Here is a 23140-nt window from a genome sequence, read left to right on the forward strand (position 1 = left end):
GGTGGGTGAGACCGGCAGTCCTGAACATGGTCGTCGCCTGGGGCGAAGGCCCGGCGCCTATGGCAAGATAGATCTTAGGGCGCACCTCGATATTGTTGCCGATTATTTCCCCGACAAGGCTGCTGCGCAATCGATCGATGGCCTGTGCCGGGCGATGCGGCCCTATCTGGGCATATTATCGGAGCCACCCAATGTCGTCGCCGTGACCGGCGGCCGAAAGCCGCTAACGCGCAAATTCCTGCGCGCGCTGCACTGCGCCCATGCGTTGAACGAATTCGGTCTTCCCTCGGAAATCTGGCTGAGACCGGAAGCATCCTTCCGGGAATTGCTCGAGAGTCTCTTCTTGACGGACCCGCGAGCGGCGCTTCGACGTCTTGTCGGAGCTGAGTCTTGGGCAACGTTGAGGACATCGCAAATCCTTGGCGCCGGCGCGCCGGTGGCGACAAAAGGTCCTTTCGTTCATGTCGGCGACCGCATTCAGATCGCGTTGCGCCTGCCTCGCACAGGCTATGTCACGATCATCAACGCGGATCCATCGGCCGATAGCGCACTCTATTATTGGCTGAACCCGTGGCTTGAAACTCCGCACGAGGAGATTGTGGCCGGCGACTACCTGCTTCCCCAAGAGGAGCCGTTTTTGCCAATCGGGCCGCCGGACAACGTCGTCAGTTGCCTGATCGCCATTGTCGCCGACGTGCCGCTGACCCTCGACTGGTCGCGCCCCTCTACCCGGTGCTGTCCGCCGGTCGATCTTGCCCGGATGAGGGTATTGGCGGCAAGAACTCTTGCGCTGCCAGCGAGTGCGCGCGCGGTGGCTATCATCGACTATACAGTCCGGCCCGGCCGATCGGTGCCAGCATGATCGGGGCGCCTTGGCGTCGGCTGGCGTTGGGTAGGCCCGGATCAACCCACTCGTCCTCGCTTCACCTGTTGCTAACGCCGGCCACGACCGCTCGCGATGCGTCCAGTGACGCTCCGCTAGTCAGGGTCAGATAGCGAAAGGTCCGCCCGTCGGCTTCGAGCGACGGCTTCAGATGCCGATCGTAGGGACTGTTCTGGAACGTACCGCGGCCGAGACCTACCACCGTGCTGACGCCGGTCACCGCCAGTGACAACAAGGACGGCAGGTTAACGCGCCCGTCCGGATACACGCGGACCACTGCTGTGGCGGCAACCTCCCCCGCCTGCAGTCGTCCGCGCGCGACGAGCTGCTTCAAGAGGCCGTGGCCGCGATACGGCGTGTCGACAACGGCACCGCCGATATAGATCGCGCCCGGCTCGGGCTCAGTGAGATAGAGGCCGCCCGCGAAGCGGGCCTGGCCATCATTATCGTGCTGCTCGGCGAGGATCAGGGTCGCACCGTGCGCCGCGAGCCACGCGCCGTCGAACCAGAAGATCCCCTGACCGTCGGGCGCTCGGCTGACGCGGTCGATGCAGTCGAGATAAGCGCCATCGCACGCAAGGTTGGCGGCGCTACCCGACCGGAAGTGGAATTCGTTGTTCATGACGTCGCTCCCATCTGTGTGGGGCGACCCTGCGAGCTTGCTTGGCCTTAAAAAATTATTCTAAATGATGCGCTTTTGGTCATGGAGTGTCGTTGCGCTCGACCCAGCGGTGACTCCCGCCCTGACGCTAATCCAGCATCGCTGTTGGACAATTGGGATCCCTGAGCCTTGGGCGGCGGCGGCCAAGCGATGTTCTACTGAAAGAGCCGATCTCGAGCTGAGCCCTGTTTCTGCTGCGGGATCAGGTTGTGCGTGTGGTCACAGCGGCTTTGCGACGATCATAGGCATTTAGCCATTTCTCGCGAACTTGTTCGTAGAGGGCGCTCGGCAATTGGCCATAAGCGGCGCTCGATGGATCGTCTGGTCGAGAAATACGCAGGTCGGGACCGGGCCAGATGAATCGATTTCCTTCGGTCACAATGATCCAGGATCGTGCGTCGTCCAGCCCGAGACGGCGCTTTGTCGCTAGTGGCAGCTCGACGGCAATGTCTGGATCAGTCGGTGGCGTGTGGGTGACCGGGAGCGCTATGACCAGCGTTTCGCCGGCGTCGGTCGTGGAGGTGAGGAGAACAGCGCACGGGCGGTCCTTGGTCCCTTCTTCCTGCCCTCGCCGGGCTTCGTCGCTCCAGAGGAATGCGTAGCGAATGACGAGTCCGGGTACCGGCGTCGGGAATGTCACGGTCAGGCGTCGAGTTCGGAATCGAACGCCGCAGCCTCAGAAGGCACCTTGCTCGCCACGACGGCGGCCCTGTCCTCATCGGTAAAATCGTCCATCGTGAGAACTTGGCGATCACGGCGCTTCAAACGGTCATATTCTGCCGCGGACATCAAGACGAGGCTCGCGCGACCATGATTGGTGATCGTCAGCGGCGCGCGCATCGCCTCGCGGCCGAAATGGCCGACGGCCTTCTGAAACTCCACTGACGAAACGCTCGAATTGGGCATGGCGGCCTCCTTACATCCGTATAATAGAGATTATAAGGATTTTTTCAATCGGAATCGGGTGCTGGAAAATCGGCCCATCACGGATCCGGGATGATGATTGTCAGGATGTCCTCCGCCTGATCGGCGGGCACGAACATCCGCGTCTTGTAGGCTATGATCTCGACGAAGCATCCGAGCGATTTGAGCCACTCGCGCCGCTCGGGCGGGAAGTCCCGAATTTCCAGGCGGCGCTGACCATTGACGAGCGCCATGACGAGGCGCGAGGCGCCGAGTCCTGGTAGTAGCGCACCGGCTCCGCCTCTCGCGGCGGCAATGATCTGATCGGGCGTGAGAGAGAGTTCCGCATCGATACCGAAGGTGGACGCGAGATCGCCGATCGCGTGGTCAGGCACGATACGTCCGAGGAGACTGTTGCCGGCTTCGTCAGACACGCGCCATACGCGCACATCATCGGTGGGCAATTTGTGCCAGACCGGCAGGAGCAGGCCGGTCGCGATACTGATCGTCTCGACATCGACCTTCGACTGCGCCTCGACGACTTCTTCGTCCCAGCGCGATTGGAATTCGGCTGGGTCGATGGCCGTCCAGTGCGAATGCCATAAGGAGGCCGCATCATGGCGATCGCTGCCGGTCGGACGCACCATGCGGCACATTGGAATGATGCGGCCTTCCTCGTCCGTGACGGACCAGGACGGAACCCGCAGCGCGACACGGCCGGATCGACTGTTCCACAAATAGCCGATGTCGGGAGTTTCGCCCCAGACCGTCATCAACCTGTGAAAGCTGGTGGCGTGGCGTTTGATGTGCAGTTCGAGACGCTGCAGGCGGGTTTCGGCGCCGGTGACCGGGTCGCGCCGGAGAAGCTGGTCGTCGAGGAGGATGATCTTTTCGGCGAGGATAGTTTCGACGCCGACATCGAGGGTCCCGGCTTCGCGTGCCGCGTCGACCCGGGCCTGGATGAGCCCGAGATATTCCTCGAAAATGGCATTTTGCGTGGCGATGCGCAGCGCAAGGATGCGATTCAGCCAGCGCTGGATAGGCGGAAGGTGCTCGAGCAGCGAACCGTCGTCGGCATTGGTGAGCTTGAGGCCGGTCAGTTCAGCAAAGGCTTCAAGCGTGGTGCTGGCGAGTTTGCCATCGTGGAGCAGGTGATACCATTGGTTCAGCGCTTCGCGGGCATAATCGCTCTCGAGATTGTCGGCCGGGTCGAACAGATTCTGTCCGCCGGTCTGCCGCTGGCCGCGGGTGAGCGCCCCAAGGCTGTCGAGGCGGCGGGCGATGGTGGAGATGAAGCGGCGTTCGCCCTTGCAGTCGGTGGTGACGGGGCGAAACACCGGGGGCATGGTCTGGTTGGTTCGGTGCGTGCGACCCAGCCCCTGGACGGCAGTGGCCGCTCGCCAGCCTGGTTCGAGAAGGAAATGGATGCGGCGTCTCCCGGCGCTTTTGGCGTTGCGCTCGGCATGATAGCTGCGCCCGGTGCCCCCCGCATCGGAAAAGACCAACACGGCTTTGCGCCCGTCCTGAAATGCGTCGGCGTCGGCGATGCTAGCGCGGGCGCCGCGCCGTTCGAGCTTCTGGCGCCCGGTTCGGTCGACAATGATACGACGGCTGCGTCCGGTGACTTCCGCGACGGCGTCGGTGCCAAAATGGCGAAGCAAGGAGTCGAGGGCTGCGGGGATAGCCGGCATCGAACAAAGCTGCTCGATCAGATTGTCGCGGGCTCGGATCGCCTCCTGACAATGGACGGGATTGCCCTGTTCATCAACCATCAACTCCGACCGCAGATCACCCCCATCGGTGCGGAAGGTCCGCATCTGCCGTGTTGGAAAGCCGCTGCGCAGATACTCGATGAGCGTGTCGAGCGGTGAGAGCTCAAGGTCCAGGCTGGCGCGCTCTTCGTCGGAAAGGCCGGCAAGGCGTCGATCGAGGATCGCTTCCGCCGTGGTGACAAGCTGGACGACGGCCGCATGACCATGGCCGAGCTCGGCCTCGATGGCTTTGATGAGGGTCGGCATCTTCAGCGCGACGAGCAAGGCCGAGAAGAACCGCTGTTCTGTCTCATCGCGAGGTGTATCATTTGCGGTAATAGATTGATAAATCACAAGGATTCCCTGTCCGGGCTAAGAGGGCGCATTATTAGGCCGCGCTCTGCTCGGAGGGGCTTCTCTCTCTGGCCGCAGCAGCCTCGTTGATGACCGGCAGCACTCTCCCTCTGGCCACCGGGAAGCGGGGGCCGTGATGGGCCAAGTGGGATCAGGCCGGGTTGTCGGGGTCTTCAGGCCGCAAGCGAACCGGACGCCGTGCGTCCACGAGCTGCCGAAGCAACCCGGCGTTCTGTTTTTCCGCGCGCTCCAACCGGCTCTCCGCCTCGCGGGCGCGTCGAAGCAGACCTGCATTTTCGGTCGCCAAGGATGCGAGCTGGCTTTCAAGATCGCGGATCTTCATGGCATCCGTGCGAGCGGCATCCTCCCGCTTTTCGCGAACGGCGGTGCGCGCGGCAGATATCGCGCGGATGTCTTCGAGTATGTCGGTATGGCCGACGTAGAGAACATTGCGCCCGACGCCGGCTTCGCGTGCGACCGCAGCGGCGGTGATGGGCGCCGAAGATGTGCTGGAGGATAGCGCCTCGAGGGCAGCGCGCAGCTTGGCCTTTGTCCGAGCGTGGCGACGCTGCTGCGGTGTCGGGGCTTCAACCTCCCCCATCGGCAAGGTCCGTTTCATCGAGCATCGCAAGGAGGCGTTTGCACTCGTCGGCGCGCGACATCGCCAGCGTTCGGCTCTCCAGGTCGAGGTCGCTCCTTTCGAGAAGGGCAAGGTTCCTGCTCAACCGTCCCGCCCATATCGGCCGATGCTTTTCGGTGATGACGAAGTTGGCGCAGGTGACACAGACGCTCTGGGTGCGAAGCACGGGATTGGGTTCGCGCTCGGACCCAAGGCACGCCGAGGTTTCTCGCCGATAGAGGCAGTAACCCCAGTCGCAGACGCCAAGGCGCATATCGGTTTCGGCCAGAAGTTGCGTAATGTAGGCGTCAAGGTCGCCACCCTGAGTGCGACCGCGGAACGGGGAGCGCTCCGCGAGCATCTTGCCGGCCTTTCCCGCGAGCCGGGGGGCGACCAGAAGATCCTCAAGCGCCGTGCGCGTATCGGCCATGACCTGGTCATCGATCAGCTCCGCCAGATCGAAGTCGGTGCCGACGTAGCTGCGGTCCGTCATGGCGCGGGTGATGTGACCAAGGTGTTTGCTGAGCGCCGCCAGCGCCGTACGATCGCGGCGGCCGACGAACCGCGCGAACGTCTTGCGCCCTTGATGCGAGGTCACACGCCAGCGCTCGCCTTCATGTTCCGGCAGATCTAGCATCGGGATGAAGCTCTTGTTCAACCGCATATTCACGGCAGCGATGCTGACCGTGTGGATAGGCAAGGCCGATGCTCGCAATGCGGTGCCGGGTTTCTCCTGCACCAGCCACAGTTGCCGCCCACCATGGATTGCCCGCCAGAGCGCGGATAGCTGATCAAGGACAGCGATGGCTCGGACGACAGGATCGGGAACCACCCATCGGTGCGCAAGCCCCTCGGGACCCGGCGCGCCTTTGCGGATGGCCCCTGTCAGATAGGCATAGGCCTCACCGTCGTCCCCCTCATGCCACTCGATGCAGCCTGTTTCGAGGGCGAGGATCTCCGATGCTCGGGCACCCACCAGATATGCGATGACGATGAAGCAGGCGTCATAGAGCCTAAGGATACGATCGTTCAGCCCGTCGATGGGCCTGTGGGTCAGTGTCTCGGGCCGGCCTGGACACATCTCTATGGGCGGCTGCGATCGGAGATAAGCCGAGGCTCGGTATGTTTGTGCGTCATACGTGCCCCCCTGCTGCTTGGCTTCATCATAGATTGCCTGCGCCGCTTCGCGCATTTCGATGATCTGGTCAGCGGGCTCGCCGATCAGATGGAGCGCAGCAGATATCAGCGGGACCGCGACCGCATCCGGCGTATGCGGCTTCTTCGTCCCGTCGTGCCAGGTGCCGAGGCGTGTGAGCATTGGCAACGGTTGCGGCGGAGCTTCCGCCAGCTTGAAGCGCTGCTCATAGAAGGCTCTGATGATCCTGTGGTAGTTGCGTACGGTGCTATAGGAGAGCCCGCGTTCGCCGAAGTCGTAGAACAAGCGCTCGATTGCCCGGCGGTCAAGCCCGGCCCAGCTTTCAACCCGGTTTGCCACCATCCACTGAAGGACGACACGCAGATAATCTGCATAGCGGGCAAGAGTATGGAGCGCGACCGCTTTGCGGCCGTCAGGTGGATCGGCATGCAGCGACCAGATGAGCTGCTTGGCCGGCTGTCGTAGTCGACGCCATTTATCCTCGTTGAACCGGCTACCGTCCGGCATCCTGAACGACCAGTCGATCCTGAAGGCATGATCCCGATGGCCCGGCACATCACGGGCGAGTTGCCACTGATCGTCGGCAAAGTCCGATTCCGGGGATACGCGGACCGGAAGGCCGGGCGTTGCCGCGATCTGTGGAACGATGTTCATTCGATATCCGGTAATGCGGGAAGGCTGTCGGCGAGCTGTTCGGCATCCTTGTGCAGTTTTGCCGGGAACGCAGGCAGCAGATCCTGCTCAAGAACGCGCAGGCTCGGGGCGTAGAAGATATTCCACCTCTCGGCATCGATCCGATCCCGGGATGCCAGTAAATGGCGGTGAGCCTGAACAACGCGCGCGCAATGGTCGATATCGAGCGGAACGATCAGGCCAGGACATGTAAGACAACCACCCAGGTGCCGACAGACACGCTTGCCGCCCGCGCCATCGCTCTCGACCGGCATCATGCAGCGGTGCCCGAACAAGGCCGTCACGGCGCCTGGACCGGGCAGCGACGTATCACCTTCTTCCGGTTCCGGCGTCATGACCCAGGCGACCATCATCCGCTGGAGGCGGACAATGGTCTCGCGCTCAAGCCGACGCGCTGCCGGTCCTTCCACATAGGCGTCGGTCGTCACCGGGTCGCGATGATTGAGGATGGCGGCCGTCGCCAGGAGATCGCCACCCGAGGCCAGGTAATGCTGTGTCGCGACACTCCCTCTCAACTGGCCCGGTGAGAAGCGAGGCAAGGATCGCCGAGGGCGATCGGGATGATCGAGATTCCATTTGGCGATCCTCCGGTTAGCTCCCTTTATGAACCGATCGAGACGGCCGAGGAGTGTGCTGAACGAGATCAGCCCGGCAGGACTGCCATGCTGCCTTTGTGGTGCGCCCGTCAGATAATATACGAGGAAGAGACGTTCGCGATGCTGGTCAGGAACGTGGAGCACGAGGGGCGCCGTCATCGCCAACAGCATTTCAATGAGGCGCGGCGCGGAGCGCGGCCGTCGAACATCGAACGAGCGGCGCTGCATCTTCGGATTGGGCGCGGTCTTGTGCTTTAGCCACTCGACCAGCACCCGGTTGTCGTCGATCGGGTGAGCGACAAGACAGTCGCGGCGGATCTCGCGAAGCGGGTCCGGGTTGGCGGCGAGCTGGATAGCCAGGGCGATATAGAACGGAACGACCGTTCGCGTGGTCAGGTGATAATGCTCCGCGATGCCGCTGCGCCAGCCCCAGCGCAGAAGCCGGCTGTGCGGCACGCGAGCTTCCTTCAACTGGTTCCAGGTCGGCGCAAGACCTCCTGTCAGGCGATGAAGCCGCCAGATCGCGCTGTCCAGGCTCTCCCCGCGTTCGGCACGCGCAGGCGCCTCTGCCGCAGCGATAATCACCTGTCCCCGCTGGAACGTCGCCCATGCGGCATCGATCTCTTCGTAACAGGCCATGAGGATGGCCTGCAGATCCTCCTTCGACAGTCGCGCCTTGGAGTCATGGTGGCGACTGCCGGGAACCGGATTGTAAGGGATCGCGAGAGGCGAACCGAAGAGGTGCGGATCAGCCTGCTCGGCACGCTCGAGTAGCGGACGGATCAATGCCAACTGCGTGGCTATCGTCGGCCGCTTGAGCCGTTTTCCTGCCTCGTCGGGTCGGGCGAGGAAGGCCAGATAACGCTTCATCGTGCCGGCATTCACCTGAGCGGCGCTGGTCACGCCCTCGCTCGCGAGGAACCCGGCGAAGCGGCGCAGCGCACGCCATCGGGTCGGGCGCGTGCGAACCGTTGTCCCTGCATCGTTCAGGCGGAAGGCGGCCATCAGCGGACCCACCATATCTGGTGGTAGAGACAGCGTGGCGGGGTCGAAGCGCTGCACGCTGCCATCGCGAGCATCGCGGAAGATGACGATCTCTGTCGAGGCGACGGGATCGGATGTCGCTGTCGGGCGCCGGATACGCCGATCGAGTTTCCGGCTATTCGGCATCGGGAATGAGTTCGCCGTAAAGCCATGCAAGGCTCTCGGAGAGATCGCGTTCGTGGACCTCGACACACCGCAGATAAATGGCGGTCGTCGCGATCGAGCGATGACCCATCAGCACTTGCAGGACCTTCAACGGATTGAGATCGGGGTTGTCGCGCGCCTGCTGCTGAAGGCGCGCCAGCATCACCATCGCGAACGTGTGCCTCAGCCAGTGGAAGCTGCCCTTGAGCTTGGCGTCGGCGAAGCCTTTGGCGAACAGCGCCGTGAGCCGTTTCGGCGATAGAGCCGTCCCGTGGGTCGTGAGGAGAAGATTGGCAGGTGGCTGATAGCGCCGGTCGCGGGCACGGGCGCGGCGGACAACGCGCGCGCGGTCCTCGCCCGCATACCAGTCGGTGCGGTCGATCAAGCGGATCGGCGGATAGACCGTGCGGGGGCGGTCCCCCTTGGTGATGCGCAGCGGGATGCCGACGAGCGGCTGATCTTCGGCGGATAGCTGATGGCTGTCGGGCACCATGTCGAGGGTCATCCCGCAGATTTCCTTGCGACGAAGCCCCGCTGTAAGAGCCCACTCGGCCGCAAGGTGCGGCGTAGGACCAAGGTGCGCGAAGAGCCGATCGAGTTCGGCGGCACGCAGCGGTCGCGGCAGCTTCTCGGGCTGCGACAGCGTCAGCATATTGGTCGCCGCAAGACGAGGACCATGCCCTTCTTCCTTGAAGGTCACGATGACGCGCTCGCGCCGCCGGAAGGGAAGCTCGCCGATCAGCCCCTCCTCCAGCGCCCATTCATAGAAGCGGCAGACGCTCATTACGCGCGCATTGATCGTCGCCCGCTCATAGGCCCTGTCCGTGTGCGAACTCGGGTTTGCGATCATGCGGTCGCGATATGCGCCGATGACGCCTTCATCGACCGATTGCCAGTCAAGATCGGACTGCTCGAGCGTGTCGAACCAGTCGTAGATGTGTTCGGCGTAAGTTCGCACCGTATCTGGCGCGCAGCCGCGAAGCGAGGCGTGCTCCAGCAGCCACGCAAAGGCCGGTTCGATGATCGCCATCCTGGCATCGAACAGGATCGGGAACCCGAGAGGTATTCCCGGCACGCCGGCGACAGCGCGGATAATTGAGACCATGGCGCGCGTCTCCTCCGCTCATGAGGATCGAGAACCACTATAGCAGAATGAAGACACTATAAGGTCGCGCGTGCGATGCGTAGATCACTATTCAGGGTAGTTAGCGCGCCTCATGATGCCATGAGCGGGCGATAGTCAGCGTCGCCACCCATTTCCTCGGCCCAGATGGCCATCCTAAAATCGTCCAGCGTGAGGCCGCATTCTTCCAGCATCTGCGCGGCCAGCAACGGATATTCCGCAATCGCATCCGCAAAGTCATCACGATGGCCGTAATAGTGGTCGTGCCAGCCCCACCGATCGTCTTCCTGCTTCGAGGGATCGCGCTCGATCACCAGCAAGGAAGCATCGAGGCGTAGCATCGCGGCAAGCAACTTCTCGCAATGATCGACGTCGAGCGTTTCCCTGGGGCCGTGCTGCCCCTGATAGCCCACCGACAGGTTGGTACATTCGGGTATAAGGCCCGCATATTCGTTGGTGTCGGTATAGACGCCCGTGTCGTCGGGTCTGTAGCGGAAGCCCGGGTTCAGGCCGTTGAGCGCGGACGCCAGGCTAATCGCAAAAGCGTCCGAGCATGTCCGCCCGTAGCTTTGATGCGTGATGACGTCGCCCGAGCCGGCACGGTCGAAGGCGATGGCCGCATCGATATCCTTCAACAGGTCCGGCGTATGGCGCTGGATCCAGCGGGAACCGAGGCAGCCTTGCTCCTCGCCGCGATGGAACAGGTAAAGGCCGGGCCGGCCTGCCGCGATCATGTTGAGCATGATCCAGACACCAGCACCATCATCGGCGCCAAGCGACATCCCGGCCTTGCCGTTGCACAAGCCCGCGATTCCGAGCTGGTCGATGCCCACGTCCTGCTGTCCGCCGCGCGCCGCCACCGTGTCGACGTGGCAGCTCCACATCACGTGAGGCTGGTCGCCGATAGCGATCATCCGATTGCCGAAGGCGTCGGCCGTCATGCCGGGAACCCGGTCGAGATACTCCCGGCAGAAGGCGCGTTCGATCGCGCTGTCATGAGGCCGGGCCCACGACAGGATTTCGAGCAGGCCGGTGCGGCCCGCGACATCATGGTAGATCATGGGATCAGGCTCCTGCGAGGGAAGCGGCTGCCGCCAAGTGCGGCGCCGTCATCGCGATGGCGGGAAGGAAGTTTTCGGGGGTGCAAGGCGACTGATCGAGACCACCTTGCGAACAAGCAGCATCGCCCGGCTCACGGACATCGTGCCGAAGTTCTTCGAGGCGGCGCCGCTCTGCCTCGTCCCGCTCGCGCTTCAGCCGCGCCTCTCGGGCTCGCTCTCCAGCGGCTTGCCATTTGGCAACCTCCGCATGGATCGCCGCCATTTCTTCGTGGAACTGCCGGTAAGCAAGGATATGGGCATTGGCGAGAGCGGCATCGTCATCGTCGAACGGCTCGGGAAGCTGATCCTCCGACAGCCATTCACCGTGATATTCGGTGAGATCCTCTATGTGGAACCATTCGGCGGAACCATCGCATTGGCGACAGCAGCCGCTGACCCACCATTCGCAGCGATCTTCGAGATAGACGGCGCCAAAATCCCCCGCATCCTCTTCAAGGACAGTATGCGAGGCATTGTCGGCATAGACGGTGACGAAGGTCTCGACGTCGCTATAGGAACGCTCGTTGTGGTCGCAGAAGGTCGTATGGTTGTTATAGCAACTGTAGCACCACTCTTCAGATGAGCCGTCGGCGTAATAGACCTCGTCATGCGACCTGGTGTCGTCGTCGCAGCGCGGACAGTACCAAGGGCTATGACCCAGCCCATTGGTGTTCTCGGACGAGATGCTCCCGCGGCCGACAACGAGGTATTTGCCATCGTCGGCGAGGTCGTCGCCTGCATCGATATACGGGACGACGAAGTTGTCATCATCCTCGATCCGCCGAACGCGGGCGCCGTTCAGACCGCCCTCGGTGTAGCCGGCGTTCTCGAGGAGCAGCCTCAGACGCGAGACGTCGCCATAAATGCTCGTGTAGATCTTGCGGCTCGGCCAGACGATGCTGCGGGCCTTCGCATCTTCGCGGGAACCGATATAGGCGAGCGCCGTGTCCGGACCGGCATAGACCCGGACAGGATGGCATGAACTTTCGAAGTCGCTCGCCTCATGGGCCATGCAGCTGCTGGGACCGCCGACATAGACGTCTTCGATTTCGTCGGCGTCCTGGGTGATCTTGAGGGTATCTTCCTCCAACTGCACCGACAGCCTGGCGCACCAACCCTCGATCGCATTGTTGTCGAGATGGTCGGAGAAGAAGCGATTGAGGTAGCGACCGGGCGACATCACCAGCTGGCGGTCGATCTGCCCCTTCGCTGCGTTTTCGGTGAACGCGATCTTCCCCGCCTGCTCGGTGGAGACGTGGCAAAAATGCTCGTCATGCCGTGCCTGATACCAGGGCTCGTCGTGCCAGGGGGTCTGCGCGTAAGTGCCGTCGGCAAAACGCAGCTTCTCGCGGACCTGCCAGTCGATATCGTCCGCACACGATCCGGCGACCGCTATGCGAAGTTGGGATTCGGGCGAGCGTTGGAGCAGTCGTTGCCGAGCAGCCTCGGCATCTTCGAACGATGGCCAGAGATATTGCTGGTCACCGGTCGGCGCCAAGCAGAACTCGATCGTTATCGGCCGCCACTCGGTAGCCGAGTGCGGATACAGGATTTGGAACTGTGCCATGGGCGTGACTCCACGCAGCCGCGCGCGGTCGCGCGGGCTGGATTGATTGATTGAGATTGCGGGTGGTTCAGCGCGGGAGCGGCAGTACGACCTTGACTAAGACGCCGGCGGCGCTCCCTCGGTTCGCCTCAGGCGGCTAAGCGATGGCTTCCATGCGTCGCTGCGCGACGCGAGGGACGGGCCGACCACCGCCAGCTCTTTGGGTTAGCGCGGCGGTCGGCCCGCCCCTCATCGCGACCAAAGGAGACAGTCTCTCGGAGAGGACCTAACCGTTGTTTCGAGCTTTCGAAGCGGCTGAGAGCCGAGCTGCGCGCCTGGGCGTTGAGGACGTCGCCCGACATGCGATCGACGATTCCGGAGGCTTTCAGCACCTCGTCGAGATTTCGGTGGATTATGCTTTATCGCGAGGTCGCGATAATGTGAAGGAACGCGGCGTAGGCGCGCAATGCCGGGAGACTGACCACCACGTCCTTCGCATTATTTCACAGGGTGTCGAGCCACTCCATCAGACTGGCATCTCGCTTCCACGAAGGTGGAACGTTGCTCGCCGAAGGCGCACCCACCAGCTCCAAGGCCTTTCGTTTGGTCTCCAGATTGGCCTGTGCGTAGTGGTTGGTCGTGTCGAGGCTGACGTGTCCCAGCCAACTGCGTATGACGGTGATGTCGACCCCGGCAGCGACAAGGTGAACGGCTGTCGCGTGCCGGAAGCTGTGCGGCGTCACATGTTTTGACCGAAGCGTTGGTACGGACTTGGCCGCTTCCTCTACGTAGGCGGCAAGCTTGAACCGCACTCCCGAGGCGCCCAGCGGCTCACCGTATCTATTGACGAAGATCCGCTGATCTGACGCGCGTGGGTGACGTTCCAACAACTTCCTGAGCAACGTCACGGTTTCCGGCCAGAGTGGACAGACCCGTTCCTTGCGGCCCTTGCCATAGAGGCGAGCGTAGTGCGGCGCTTCGAACCGGACCGCGTTGGAACACAGGTCGAGAGCTTCCTGGATGCGCGCGCCGCTGTTGTACAGGAACGAGAGTAGCACATGGTCGCGCATCCCCTCGATTGTCGACCGGTCGGGCTGAGCGAGGATCGCTTCGACCTCCTCCGGCTCAAGATAGCAGGGTGCAGCGGTGGGCTCCCGCTTGAGCGGGACAGTCAGGACCTCGGCGCATTGCGCGATGTATTCGGGATCCTTGTCAGCCACGAAGCTGAAGAAGCTGCGGATCGCGGCAAGCCGGCAGTTGCGTGTACCGATCGTGCCCCTGCGCCCATGCTCGGTATGGTGGAGGAACGCGCGAACCTCTCCGGCCGAGACATCGGCCAGTGTGATCCGCGCAACCCCGCCACCATTTCGCTCGGCGATAAACCGAAGCAACAGCCGCCATGTGTCGCGGTAGGACCGGATCGTATGGACAGAAGCACTGCGTTGCTCGGCCAACCATTCTTGGAAGAACGCCCGCAACAACGCGGGGAACGGATTGCCCTTCGTCATGACCGCGCCTCCATGGTAAGGCATCGGGCGCCAACGGTACGGAACCGCTCGCTTGCTTCCTGCAGCAGGTCCTGCGTGACAGTGATGTAGACCAGCGTGGAGTTGATGTCCCGGTGACCCATATAGGTGGAGAGGAAGCGCAGCTTGTCCTGCGGATTAACGCCGGATCGATACCATTGAAGGATTCGGTTCACGACCATCGAGTGGCGCAGGTCATGAACGCGTGGTCCCGCCCGCCCCGTCGTGGGCTTGAACCCGGCGCGGCGCATGACGTTGGTAATCATCGTTGAGACCGTCACGGGGGTATAGCGATCATTGAAGTGCTCGTGCCAGAAGAGCCCGGACCGCGGATCCTGCGGGGCGCCGGCGCGCCGCCTTGCATCGATATAGGCCCGTAATTCGGCCATGACGCTGCCGGTTAGCGGCAAGATCCTGGTCTTGTAGAACTTCGTTTCCCGGATCGTGATCGTGTCCGATTGAAGGTCCACGTCACCCAGATCAAGCCCGGCGAGTTCACTGCGGCGCAGTCCGGCACAGTAGGCCAGAACCACCATCGTGTAGAGGACCATTGGTCGCAGCGGAGCATCCGGCGACGGTCTGTGGAGAATCGATAAGCGCATATGACATTGGCGGTTGCAGGCAGTATCTGGCGGCCTTCGAGAACCATAAATCTCATTCGCAGAATCGGTTCTCGATTCGCCGGTGGCCCCCGAGAATCGATAAGTGATTCTGCCCCGGATTACTCGATGGTGTAGCCGAGCGCGCGATATCCGGCCTGACGCTTGGCGGCCATGCGTGAGAGCATCGGGACCGCATCGTCGACATAGTCATAGACGAGCACGTCAGTTTTCCCGGCGTGCCGCCGATGCAGGCGCCCGACATACTGCGCGAGCGTCCCTTTCCAGGAGATCGGCATGGTCAGGAACAGCGTGTCGAGACGGTCGTCATCGAACCCTTCGCCGATATAGCGGCCCGTTGCGAGGATGAGCCGCTCCTCGCTGTCAGGCACACGCAGTGCCGAGTCTGCCACCTTGCGTTCCGCTGCGCTCATCCCACCCCGCAGCACCACGAGATTACGCACGAACCGGGATAACCGGCCCTGCAGATATTCGAGATGGTCCTTGCGCTCTGTCAGGATTACTGGCGAGCGCTTCGCCTCCAGGGCACGGAGCACGTCATCGAAGATAAGATCGTTTCGGGCCTCGTCCTGCGCCAGCGCGGCATAAACCGCCGGCATCGGCGGTCTGTCCATGATCGCGAGCGGCTGCGGCAGCCGGAATGCTGTGCGTCGTTGCCGTGTGCGATGGGCGATCCCCCGGCGAGCGGCCTGGGTTCGCGCATCTACCCGATAGCGGATCGGGCCGCATTGCATGAAGATGATCGGCTGATGCCCATCCTTGCGCGCAACCGTGGCGGACAGGCCGAGCACGAACCTGGCCTTGGCGCGCCGGGCTACAAGTTCGAAGCTCGCCGCGGACAGGTGATGGCATTCGTCGACGATGAGGTGACCATAGTCGCCAACCAGATCCGAGACCTCGCCGTGCCTTACGAGGCTCTGTATCAGCGCCACGTCGATCACGCCCGTAGGCTTTCGCTTGCCACCGCCGATCGTCCCGATCAGCTTCGGATCGATATCGAGGAACGTTCGCAGCCGTTCGACCCATTGGCTGACCAGCTCCTTACGATGGACGAGCACGAGTGCATTGACCCGCCGCTTTGCGATAAGGTGTGCGGCCACCACCGTCTTGCCGAACGCCGTCGTCGCGGCCAGCACCCCGTCATCATGTGGATCGAGCGCCTCGACCGCCCTTTGCTGGGGTTCTTCGAGATCACCCTGGAAGGACAGGCCGTCCGGGAGCGGAGTCCCTGCCATTCGCTGGTCGTCGATCCTGACAGTGCTTCCATGAGCAGCTATAAGCGCAACCAGTTCGTCGAGGCATCCTCGCGGCAGCCCGATATGTTTCTGGTGAAGCTCCGCGCAGGAGATGATCCTCGGTTTGCCGAACGTCGGCAGGCGCATCGCCTGCGCCCGATAGAACTCGGGATTCTGGAACGCCGCGAGCCTGACGATCTGCGCGGTTAGCGCCGCCGGCAACCCAGTCCGGTCGATGTAGACCTGATCGCCCAGCACGATCCCAAGTGTCTCGGGCAGCGGTTCGGCCACAGGCAACAAGGGCGGCCGCCGGGACGGTGTCATCCGCCAGGGCTCGGCGGCATGCTCGTCCTCCACCGGCATCCGCACACCCAGCACCCGCCCGCGCATTTCCGCGTCGGCCACCATGCGCGCGGCGTCGTGCGCATCCAGCTGCGACAGCGAAGACAGGAACGCCCATTGATCGGGATAGGGGCGCAACTGCTCATCCACGAACAGGCTGTTTCCACGCCGGCGGGCATGCCCCTGCAGCGGCAGCGCGATCAGATTGCCGAACCCGCCGAGCGGCATGGTGTCCTGGCTCGGGAAGAAGCGATCATAGGAGCCGAACCCGATCTCCGGACGCCGCTCCATCGTGTCGGTCAATAGCGATGCGCCCAGCGCGCGGGCGGTTCGTGCCGGCACGGCGTCGGCGAAGAATATCCAGACATGGCCGCCATTGCCGGATCGGGATCGCTCGAGCGCGGCGGACACCCCTCGCAGGCGGCAGGTTTCCATCATGGCGAGCGCGTCCTCGGCCCAGCTCGCCTTGTCGAAGTCGGCCGCGAGGAACCGGCAGCTCTCGTCCGCAAGCAGCGGGTAAACGCCCGCCACAAAGTCGCCCGCGTCGGATCGCGATACCGCCCGCCCACGCAGATGTTTGTCGATCACCTCGTCCGTCACGGGCAGGAACGCCTGGTGCGCGCACTCGCCGCATTTGACCTGCGGCTTGTCACAGAGTCCGCGTTTCCACTCATTGCCGCAGGCGGGCGCATAGCCGCCGCGCCCGGTCTTGCGATTCTCCCAGCGCAGTGGGAAGACATCTTCACGACCGGCGAACAGCCTGCGGAACAACGCGACCTTCTTGCCTGTCGGCGATGTCGCAGTTACCGGAGGATCGGAGAACAGGGAGATCGCATCAGCTTTTCGGTGCTCGGTCGATTGTTGCGTCGCGACGGCATCCAGCGCTGCGATCACCGCCGCCCGCTCGTCATCCAGGGCCTTGAGCCGGGCCCGCAGCCGCGCCGCTTCATCTGTGCCGGCAGATCCGTTCACATCGCTGCAGTCGTTTCGGGCAACCGATCACGATAGACTCCACGGATCACTTTTTCGGCGCTCTCGCGGTGATAGAAGGGCTGCAGCTTTCGGCTTCCAACGATCGCCGGCACCAGACCGGCGCTTCGCAGATGTTGATGAACCCTGACGGCATGGGTAGCTTTGCTGGGGATACGCGCCAACTCGGCAGCACTGACGAAGCGCGCACCGAACGCTTCGACCTCCGCTCGCCGTAAGGCGGGCACGATCCTGAGCCGTGTCTGTTTCCTGTCGATTGTCAGCCATCCCATTTGTTTGAGCTTTGCAACCGTCGGGATGGTCACGCCGAGGTGGCGCGCGGCTTGCGCCATGAGCATGAACACCGGATCATCCTTATATTCGAGGCCGGCGATCACCGCGTCGGTATCGACCAGTATCTGCGCAATGCCTCGTTCGCTGCGTAAGCGGCCCGTTGCCCTGATCTGGCCGCGCAGCAGCCCGCCGATAATCGCCTCCGAGGACCGATAACAGATGCGCACGGCGCGCAGGATCGTCTCGCTGCCCGGTGGCGGCGCTGTGACGAAGGGCGCATCGCCGTGCAATGCAATGAGGAAGCGGTCGAGATCGGCCAGACGATACTGTGCCGGGATCGACGCTCCACCAAGCGGGAAGGCGCGGGGAAGATAGCGTCGCGTTATGAGCGCCTTGAACAGCCCGAGACCGACGCCGAGATAACGCCGTGCCTCCTCGGGAGAACAGGACTCGCGGAAGAAGGCCGTCAACGGCTCCTCGAGGGATTTCGGCACGACCATACCCCGGGCGTTGCTGGACAGCGAGTCGATCAACCTCAATGCCGCAGCTACGGTCGCGACCCGTTCAGCGGATACGCCGCAGAGCTTCGCCAGACCGCCTAGCGTGGTGAGATCGCCTTCTGTTGCGGGTTGGCGGAACAACATCGTGCCTGCTGTTATCGGCACATTCTTCACCACATGATTCTTGACGGTCTCCCGGATTGGCTCGAGAGCCGGATTGGTGGACAGGCCGAGCCAGTATTGCAGACGCCCATAGACACCCACGGGCGTCAGGCGCTTGAGCGGACATGCTGCCAGCATCCCGTCCAGCATCTTTTCGAACTGGTTGGGGAAGTCCTCGCAGACCGCAAAGCCCGCCGCCATGGTGCGGGCACGCTCCGCAGGCTCCTGCCGGCGCCAGCTGACGATTAATCTGCCCCAGCGTGCGACCGAGCCCACCCATTGCATGATCTCGGCGGCGTCCGCGAACGCCAGGCTGTCGAGGAACGCGTGGGAGATGCAGGGGCCATCGCCAAGCCTGCCGACAAGATAGGCATCGCCGATCTTGCCGTCCGACGTGATCGCTTCAGTACATTCCTGCGTCAGATCGTGCCCACATGTGCAACGCGCTGGTGACAGGTCCGAACGGCGGAACGCGTGCCGACAGGCAGGACATGTCGCCAGCAGCGCCCGACCATGATGAGGACAACTCGATACCTTCGCCAGATCCCACCAGGAGCGCCGCCACGGTCGACAGGCGACCGGCCCGTGACCCTGCTCGATATCCGATCGCATGCAGTCCGGGCAGATACGGGCGAAGTGACAACTATAGCTGATATTGCCGCTGCGGCTCACCAGCTCACCTGCAAGGACGCTCCCACCCTCGGTCTGCATTATCGAGTTACGAAGCAATGTTTCGAGCGGCACGCCGCTGAGCCGCGCGATATCGTGAAAGCGTCGCCCACGCTCCATATCCCGAACGAAGTCGGTCCGGTCGACCAGCGGCACCTGACGCGCAAATTCCAGCTGGGTTTCACAGCCATGCCGCAGGGCAAGCCGGTTGAACAGTGCCCAGCCTGGCTCGAACGCTGCCGGCCGCACCCGCAACGCAAGTCGAGTTGCCGATGCTGTCATAATCCCTCGCGCACGAAGGGCCGCAGGGGTTGCGCGCCGCTTCCGCGCAGCTTTGTGACGCGGCTCATATTCCTGGGCGACGGAGGTACGGTGTCGCGCAGCCAGATCTCGCGTAGGCGTTCGGCCGAACACAGGAAGGGGTTGTCGTGGCGGGCCGGGCCGCCGCTCGGAACTGACGGTTCATCCTCAAGGATCGCATCGAAGTCCAGCATATCCCTGACGTCGGGCTCATAAATCGGATGCCAACCCGCATGAACTTCTCCCAACAGGTTCAGATCGATCGACCGTCGGCCGATCGCCAGTGCCACGCTCAGCGCCTGGCTCAGATATTTGGAGACGATCCCGATCTCGCCGCCCGTCGCGACGTAGATGCGTTTCGCCATCTCATGCTTCGCGAGGCCGGACGCATCCGGCAACCCCATCATCTTCTCCATGACGCCAAGCACGCCAGAGAACATCGTGCGGCCGCTCCGGGTCGCCCAGTCATAGGGCTTGAGGATGATCGTCGGTTGCAACCGACGGCGCAGTTGCATCGTCTTCTCGCCCGGCACGGAGATGTCGAGCAGCCGGGGAAGACCCGCGATCACGATCTGGACTTTCACACGGTTGAGCAATGACTTGATGAACTCGGTCACTTCCGCCGTCATGTCGGGATTATTCTCGTTCACCATGTGATGCCCTTCATCGATGAAGATCATCTCGGTGCCCGTCTCCTCGGCATAGAAGGCGATCTTCTCGATCACCTCGCTGGTGTTCCAATGGTCCCGCGCACGATAGCCGTAGGCGCCGAGGATCGCCCCTACCAGCGCCCGTCGCGTCGTCCGTTCCGGTGCTTCAACATAAACAATGCGGCGGATATCGGCGTCCTCTGTGGCGCTGTCGGGATAGTCGGCCATATAGTCCTCGAGCGCCGTCGTCTTGCCGGACCCAGCAGAGCCGATGATGAGCAGGGCCCGGGCCTTGAAGCGTCGGCTGTCCTCGCGCGGGCGGTATCGGCCATGTAACTCGCGGATCGCCGCCTTCGCTTCCATGTGCCGCGTATGCGGGATCACCGTGGTCTCGAACGCAAGCACGGCGTCGGGCACCGCTGGCCGTGCCGATAACTTCGCGGCGCGATGATGTGTCATCGCCTCGGGTCCGACCATTGTGCAACCAGAGCCTCGATGTCCGCGTCGAGATCTATCACGGGAGGCGACGGCACCGGTGGCTGTTTCGTCGCACGTGGTGCGGTTTCTACCGCCGGTGCCTGCGTTCCTATTTCAGGCGGTCCCTTTTGGCCTTCGATCGGCGTGAAGTAGCGACCGTCGGTCTCGTACCGCGCTGCCCGCGTCTTGCTGCGGACTTTACTCGCCTCACTTTGCAGCTCTCCCGCCGTCTGTTCGGCAAAACCGCGCGCTGCTTCGAGATCGGCGACCGTCACCGGCGCATTCTTCGGCAGGCTTCGCTTTGCGATCGAGCGATGGATCTTGTGCTGATATTTGGAGACGCCCCGCGATATGCTCTGGTCGACACACGGGATCATCAGCCATTCGCCGCGCTCGTCGTCGAGCAGCCAGACCTCACCCAGATCATAGGGATCATAGCGTAACTCCCAGTCTTTTTCCAACCCGCCGCGGCGCGCCAGCAGCGGTTCGAGCTTCTCCCGATCAGCATAGAGCAGCCCCTCATATTGGATGCCGATGTTGGAGATGCGCCGGAAGAAGGTCTCTCCGGTCAGCCGTACAATATGGTCGAAGTCGGGAACTGGGCGCACCGGGTAAAGCGCGCTGAGTTCTCGCCAGCGCTCATAGGGCGTGCATTTCAACGTATCGTGGACGCTGTGATGATAGTCGTCGACGATCCACTTGAGGATACGACTACGCACATCCTCGAGCGACAGCCTTGCCCGCGCCACCGGATCATAGAGATCCATGGTCCGCGACAATGTCGTGCCTTCCTCATGGCTGAACACCTGCACGCCGATGGTCTGGAACACGCGCTCGACCGCGCCCTTCAACCATGGCATTTTCACCGGCAGATTGACGATGCCGATGTCGAGCATCCTGGCGGCCGACTGCAGCGATTGCGACCGGAACTCCTTGCCGTTGTCGCAGATCAGCCATTCGGGCACGCCGTGGCACGGCCAGTCATGCTCAATATCGGCGAGCCCGGAGAGATCCTTCTTCCACAGGGAATGGGCAAGCGCTCTCTGAAGTGAGGCATAGGACGGCGCCTCGAAGCTCAGATGCACCCCTATAATCATGCGGGTGGCGCGATCGAGAAGCGCGGTGAGCCAGGGCCGCCCCAAGGCGCGGCCGCTGTCCGGATGCACCACCACCAGATCGATCAGGCAATGATCCACCTCCACTTCTTCGAGCGGCCGTTCGGGCGGGCTCCGCCGCTCGAAGATGCCGAACTTCAGCCAGGCGGCGCGCCGGCCGAAGCGACGCTCATATTCCTGCCGCTCGGTATAATTGTCGCGGATAAACACGCGGAAGGTCCGGTCGCTGACCGCAGGAACATTCTGTTCGCGGCACAAATCGACATAGCGGCGATAGGCATAGTTCTTCCGCCGCCGCGGCATGCCCAAATACCAGACTTCGACGGCCTGCCGCATGAGCTTGTAGGTATCGGGATGATCGCCGTCCTCGCGCGCATAGCGGGGTTGGCGTGCCCCGCGCCGATGATAATGCGGGATCAGGAGCCGGACATCCCGGCCGTGCCGGCTCCATACGCTATACCACGCCCGCACTGTATAGGGATTGGGCCGGGCCGCTTCCTTGGTGCGGCGCGGCTCGCCGTTCCCTTTTCGCCGCTCCGCGGCCATCCGGGCCGCAAGCGCGGCATCCTCGCGTTCCCATTGTTCATGATGCGCGGCGAAGACAGCCTCAGCGGCAGCGGCATAGGCGCCCATGAGTGTCGGGTGCTCGCCGCGAATCGCGTCGACCATGCGTACATAGGTGTCCCTGCGCTCGGCCTCGCGGCGGATTTCTTCGGGCCAGAACTCCCAGGTTTTCTCCAGCGTCTCGGCGATCACCTTGGGCAGGCCGTCCGCATTGCAAGGATGATGCGCCAGCCGCCGGGCGCCATAGACGATGTCGATTTCATCGTCGCTCCATGTTCGCGCATCGCTGCCGCTCTGCGGTCGCAGAAGATAGCCACGGCGCTTGCGCTCGATCACCAACCAGAGCGCCACCTGACCTTGATCGTCCCGGATCGAGAGCGTGTCGCCTTGCTGGAAGCACATCGGCGTTGCGTTCATTTCGCATTCCTTCCCCGCATGAGGACCGTGTCGTCATCGAGCGGTCGATCGAGATCCACCACAAGCTCGCCGACTGCCACGAGGCCGAGCACAATGTTGACATGCACGGGTCGGCCGCCGAGTGCCTCGGCGGCTGCGCCCAGGTTCGACGGAAAGGGGAGGCGGGTGATTATGGTGTGTATCGCGAGGAGGTTTTCTGCCGCCAGCACCGCCACCGTTGCGCGCAGCCGTCGCGCATTCGATAAGCGTGGCTGTCGCCGGATATCGGTGTCGAGCCACATCTCGTGCCGGGCCCCACGTGCGACGCACTCAGCTTCGATTGCTGGCAACCGTCCGCCCAAGGTCGGATCAGCCGCCAATCGTGTGGCCAGTTTTACCTGCCGGTAGATGACTTCGCCGCTCACCGTCTCCAATCGGATATCGGGGGTGTAACGCCGCTGTCGGCCTGCTTCCGTCCAAACGAACGTTGCCGGTTGCACCCCGAACTGCGCAACATCGGGATCGAAGTCGAGAAGCAGCAGCGCATCGCGCTCGAGCAGGCTCTCATAAGGTAGCGCATCGCCAGCCTTGATCGACTGATACCAGCCCGTGCACGATCTTTGCCCCGGCCGTCCTGCCGGATTTCGGGCGAACCGCACCGTTGCGCCAGAACGCAAACGGGCAGATTTGTCGGTCACGCCGGCATCCACTATTCTCCTTGCGGGAACGACTCGAATTGCCGGTTCAG

At 62.9% G+C, this 23140-nt stretch carries 17 protein-coding genes and 1 pseudogene; 1 reads left to right on the forward strand and 17 read right to left on the reverse strand.

Going from position 1 to position 23140, the window contains the following annotated elements; genetic code table 11:
* Window position 1: 1 nt before the first annotated feature.
* Window positions 2–862 (forward strand): hypothetical protein, encoded by an 861-nt coding sequence (locus F1640_RS03290; RefSeq protein WP_194917738.1) that lies wholly within the window; start codon window positions 2–4, stop codon window positions 860–862.
* A gap of 61 nt (window positions 863–923) precedes the next feature.
* On the opposite strand, the gene F1640_RS03295 is transcribed toward F1640_RS03290, so the two are convergent.
* From F1640_RS03295 to F1640_RS03375, 17 genes and pseudogenes are all read right to left on the reverse strand, one after another.
* The gene (locus F1640_RS03295; RefSeq protein ID WP_194917740.1) at window positions 924–1505 is read right to left on the reverse strand and encodes a hypothetical protein; all 582 of its coding nucleotides are present in this window, start codon (window positions 1503–1505) and stop codon (window positions 924–926) included.
* A gap of 241 nt (window positions 1506–1746) precedes the next feature.
* Window positions 1747–2184, reverse strand: a complete 438-nt coding sequence (locus tag F1640_RS03300; RefSeq protein WP_194917742.1) for a hypothetical protein — start codon at window positions 2182–2184, stop codon at window positions 1747–1749.
* 2 nt (window positions 2185–2186) lie between these two features.
* Window positions 2187–2450 (reverse strand): type II toxin-antitoxin system prevent-host-death family antitoxin, encoded by a 264-nt coding sequence (locus F1640_RS03305; RefSeq protein ID WP_194917744.1) that lies wholly within the window; start codon window positions 2448–2450, stop codon window positions 2187–2189.
* Between the two features lie 77 nt (window positions 2451–2527).
* Window positions 2528–4552 (reverse strand): strawberry notch C-terminal domain-containing protein, encoded by a 2025-nt coding sequence (locus F1640_RS03310; RefSeq protein WP_309229186.1) that lies wholly within the window; start codon window positions 4550–4552, stop codon window positions 2528–2530.
* Window positions 4553–4703: 151 nt separating this feature from the next.
* Window positions 4704–5171, reverse strand: coding sequence for a hypothetical protein (locus F1640_RS03315; protein WP_139139449.1), 468 nt, complete (start codon window positions 5169–5171; stop codon window positions 4704–4706).
* Window positions 5140–6981, reverse strand: a complete 1842-nt coding sequence (locus tag F1640_RS03320; protein WP_070158095.1) for a hypothetical protein — start codon at window positions 6979–6981, stop codon at window positions 5140–5142. The genes F1640_RS03315 and F1640_RS03320 overlap by 32 nt, the downstream gene beginning before the upstream one ends.
* Window positions 6978–8786 carry a hypothetical protein gene (locus F1640_RS03325; protein ID WP_070158094.1) on the reverse strand — a complete coding sequence of 603 codons (1809 nt, stop codon included), beginning with the start codon at window positions 8784–8786 and terminating at the stop codon, window positions 6978–6980. The genes F1640_RS03320 and F1640_RS03325 overlap by 4 nt, the downstream gene beginning before the upstream one ends.
* Window positions 8776–9909: a tyrosine-type recombinase/integrase gene (locus tag F1640_RS03330; protein ID WP_070158093.1), complete on the reverse strand. Its 1134-nt coding sequence runs from the start codon at window positions 9907–9909 to the stop codon at window positions 8776–8778. Before F1640_RS03330 ends, F1640_RS03325 begins: the two co-directional genes overlap by 11 nt.
* A gap of 110 nt (window positions 9910–10019) precedes the next feature.
* Window positions 10020–10988 (reverse strand): M28 family peptidase, encoded by a 969-nt coding sequence (locus tag F1640_RS03335; RefSeq protein ID WP_070158092.1) that lies wholly within the window; start codon window positions 10986–10988, stop codon window positions 10020–10022.
* 4 nt (window positions 10989–10992) lie between these two features.
* Window positions 10993–12594: a hypothetical protein gene (locus F1640_RS03340; protein WP_070158091.1), complete on the reverse strand. Its 1602-nt coding sequence runs from the start codon at window positions 12592–12594 to the stop codon at window positions 10993–10995.
* 482 nt (window positions 12595–13076) lie between these two features.
* The gene (locus F1640_RS03345) at window positions 13077–14081 is read right to left on the reverse strand and encodes a tyrosine-type recombinase/integrase (RefSeq protein ID WP_194917746.1); all 1005 of its coding nucleotides are present in this window, start codon (window positions 14079–14081) and stop codon (window positions 13077–13079) included.
* A pseudogene (locus F1640_RS03350) lies at window positions 14078–14677 on the reverse strand (tyrosine-type recombinase/integrase); the annotation flags it as partial. The pseudogene F1640_RS03350 and the gene F1640_RS03345, both read right to left, overlap by 4 nt.
* A 143-nt stretch (window positions 14678–14820) precedes the next feature.
* Window positions 14821–17268, reverse strand: a complete 2448-nt coding sequence (locus F1640_RS03355) for a DEAD/DEAH box helicase family protein (RefSeq protein ID WP_194917675.1) — start codon at window positions 17266–17268, stop codon at window positions 14821–14823.
* Window positions 17265–19172, reverse strand: a complete 1908-nt coding sequence (locus F1640_RS03360) for a TniQ family protein (RefSeq protein ID WP_194917677.1) — start codon at window positions 19170–19172, stop codon at window positions 17265–17267. The genes F1640_RS03355 and F1640_RS03360 overlap by 4 nt, the downstream gene beginning before the upstream one ends.
* Window positions 19169–20299, reverse strand: a complete 1131-nt coding sequence (locus F1640_RS03365; protein ID WP_194917679.1) for a TniB family NTP-binding protein — start codon at window positions 20297–20299, stop codon at window positions 19169–19171. Before F1640_RS03365 ends, F1640_RS03360 begins: the two co-directional genes overlap by 4 nt.
* Window positions 20296–22413: a DDE-type integrase/transposase/recombinase gene (locus F1640_RS03370; protein WP_194917681.1), complete on the reverse strand. Its 2118-nt coding sequence runs from the start codon at window positions 22411–22413 to the stop codon at window positions 20296–20298. The genes F1640_RS03365 and F1640_RS03370 overlap by 4 nt, the downstream gene beginning before the upstream one ends.
* Window positions 22410–23102, reverse strand: coding sequence for a hypothetical protein (locus F1640_RS03375; RefSeq protein ID WP_194917748.1), 693 nt, complete (start codon window positions 23100–23102; stop codon window positions 22410–22412). Before F1640_RS03375 ends, F1640_RS03370 begins: the two co-directional genes overlap by 4 nt.
* Window positions 23103–23140 lie beyond the last annotated feature (38 nt).

It is taken from the genome of Novosphingobium sp. NBM11 (assembly GCF_015390225.1).
GTDB lineage: Bacteria > Pseudomonadota > Alphaproteobacteria > Sphingomonadales > Sphingomonadaceae > Novosphingobium.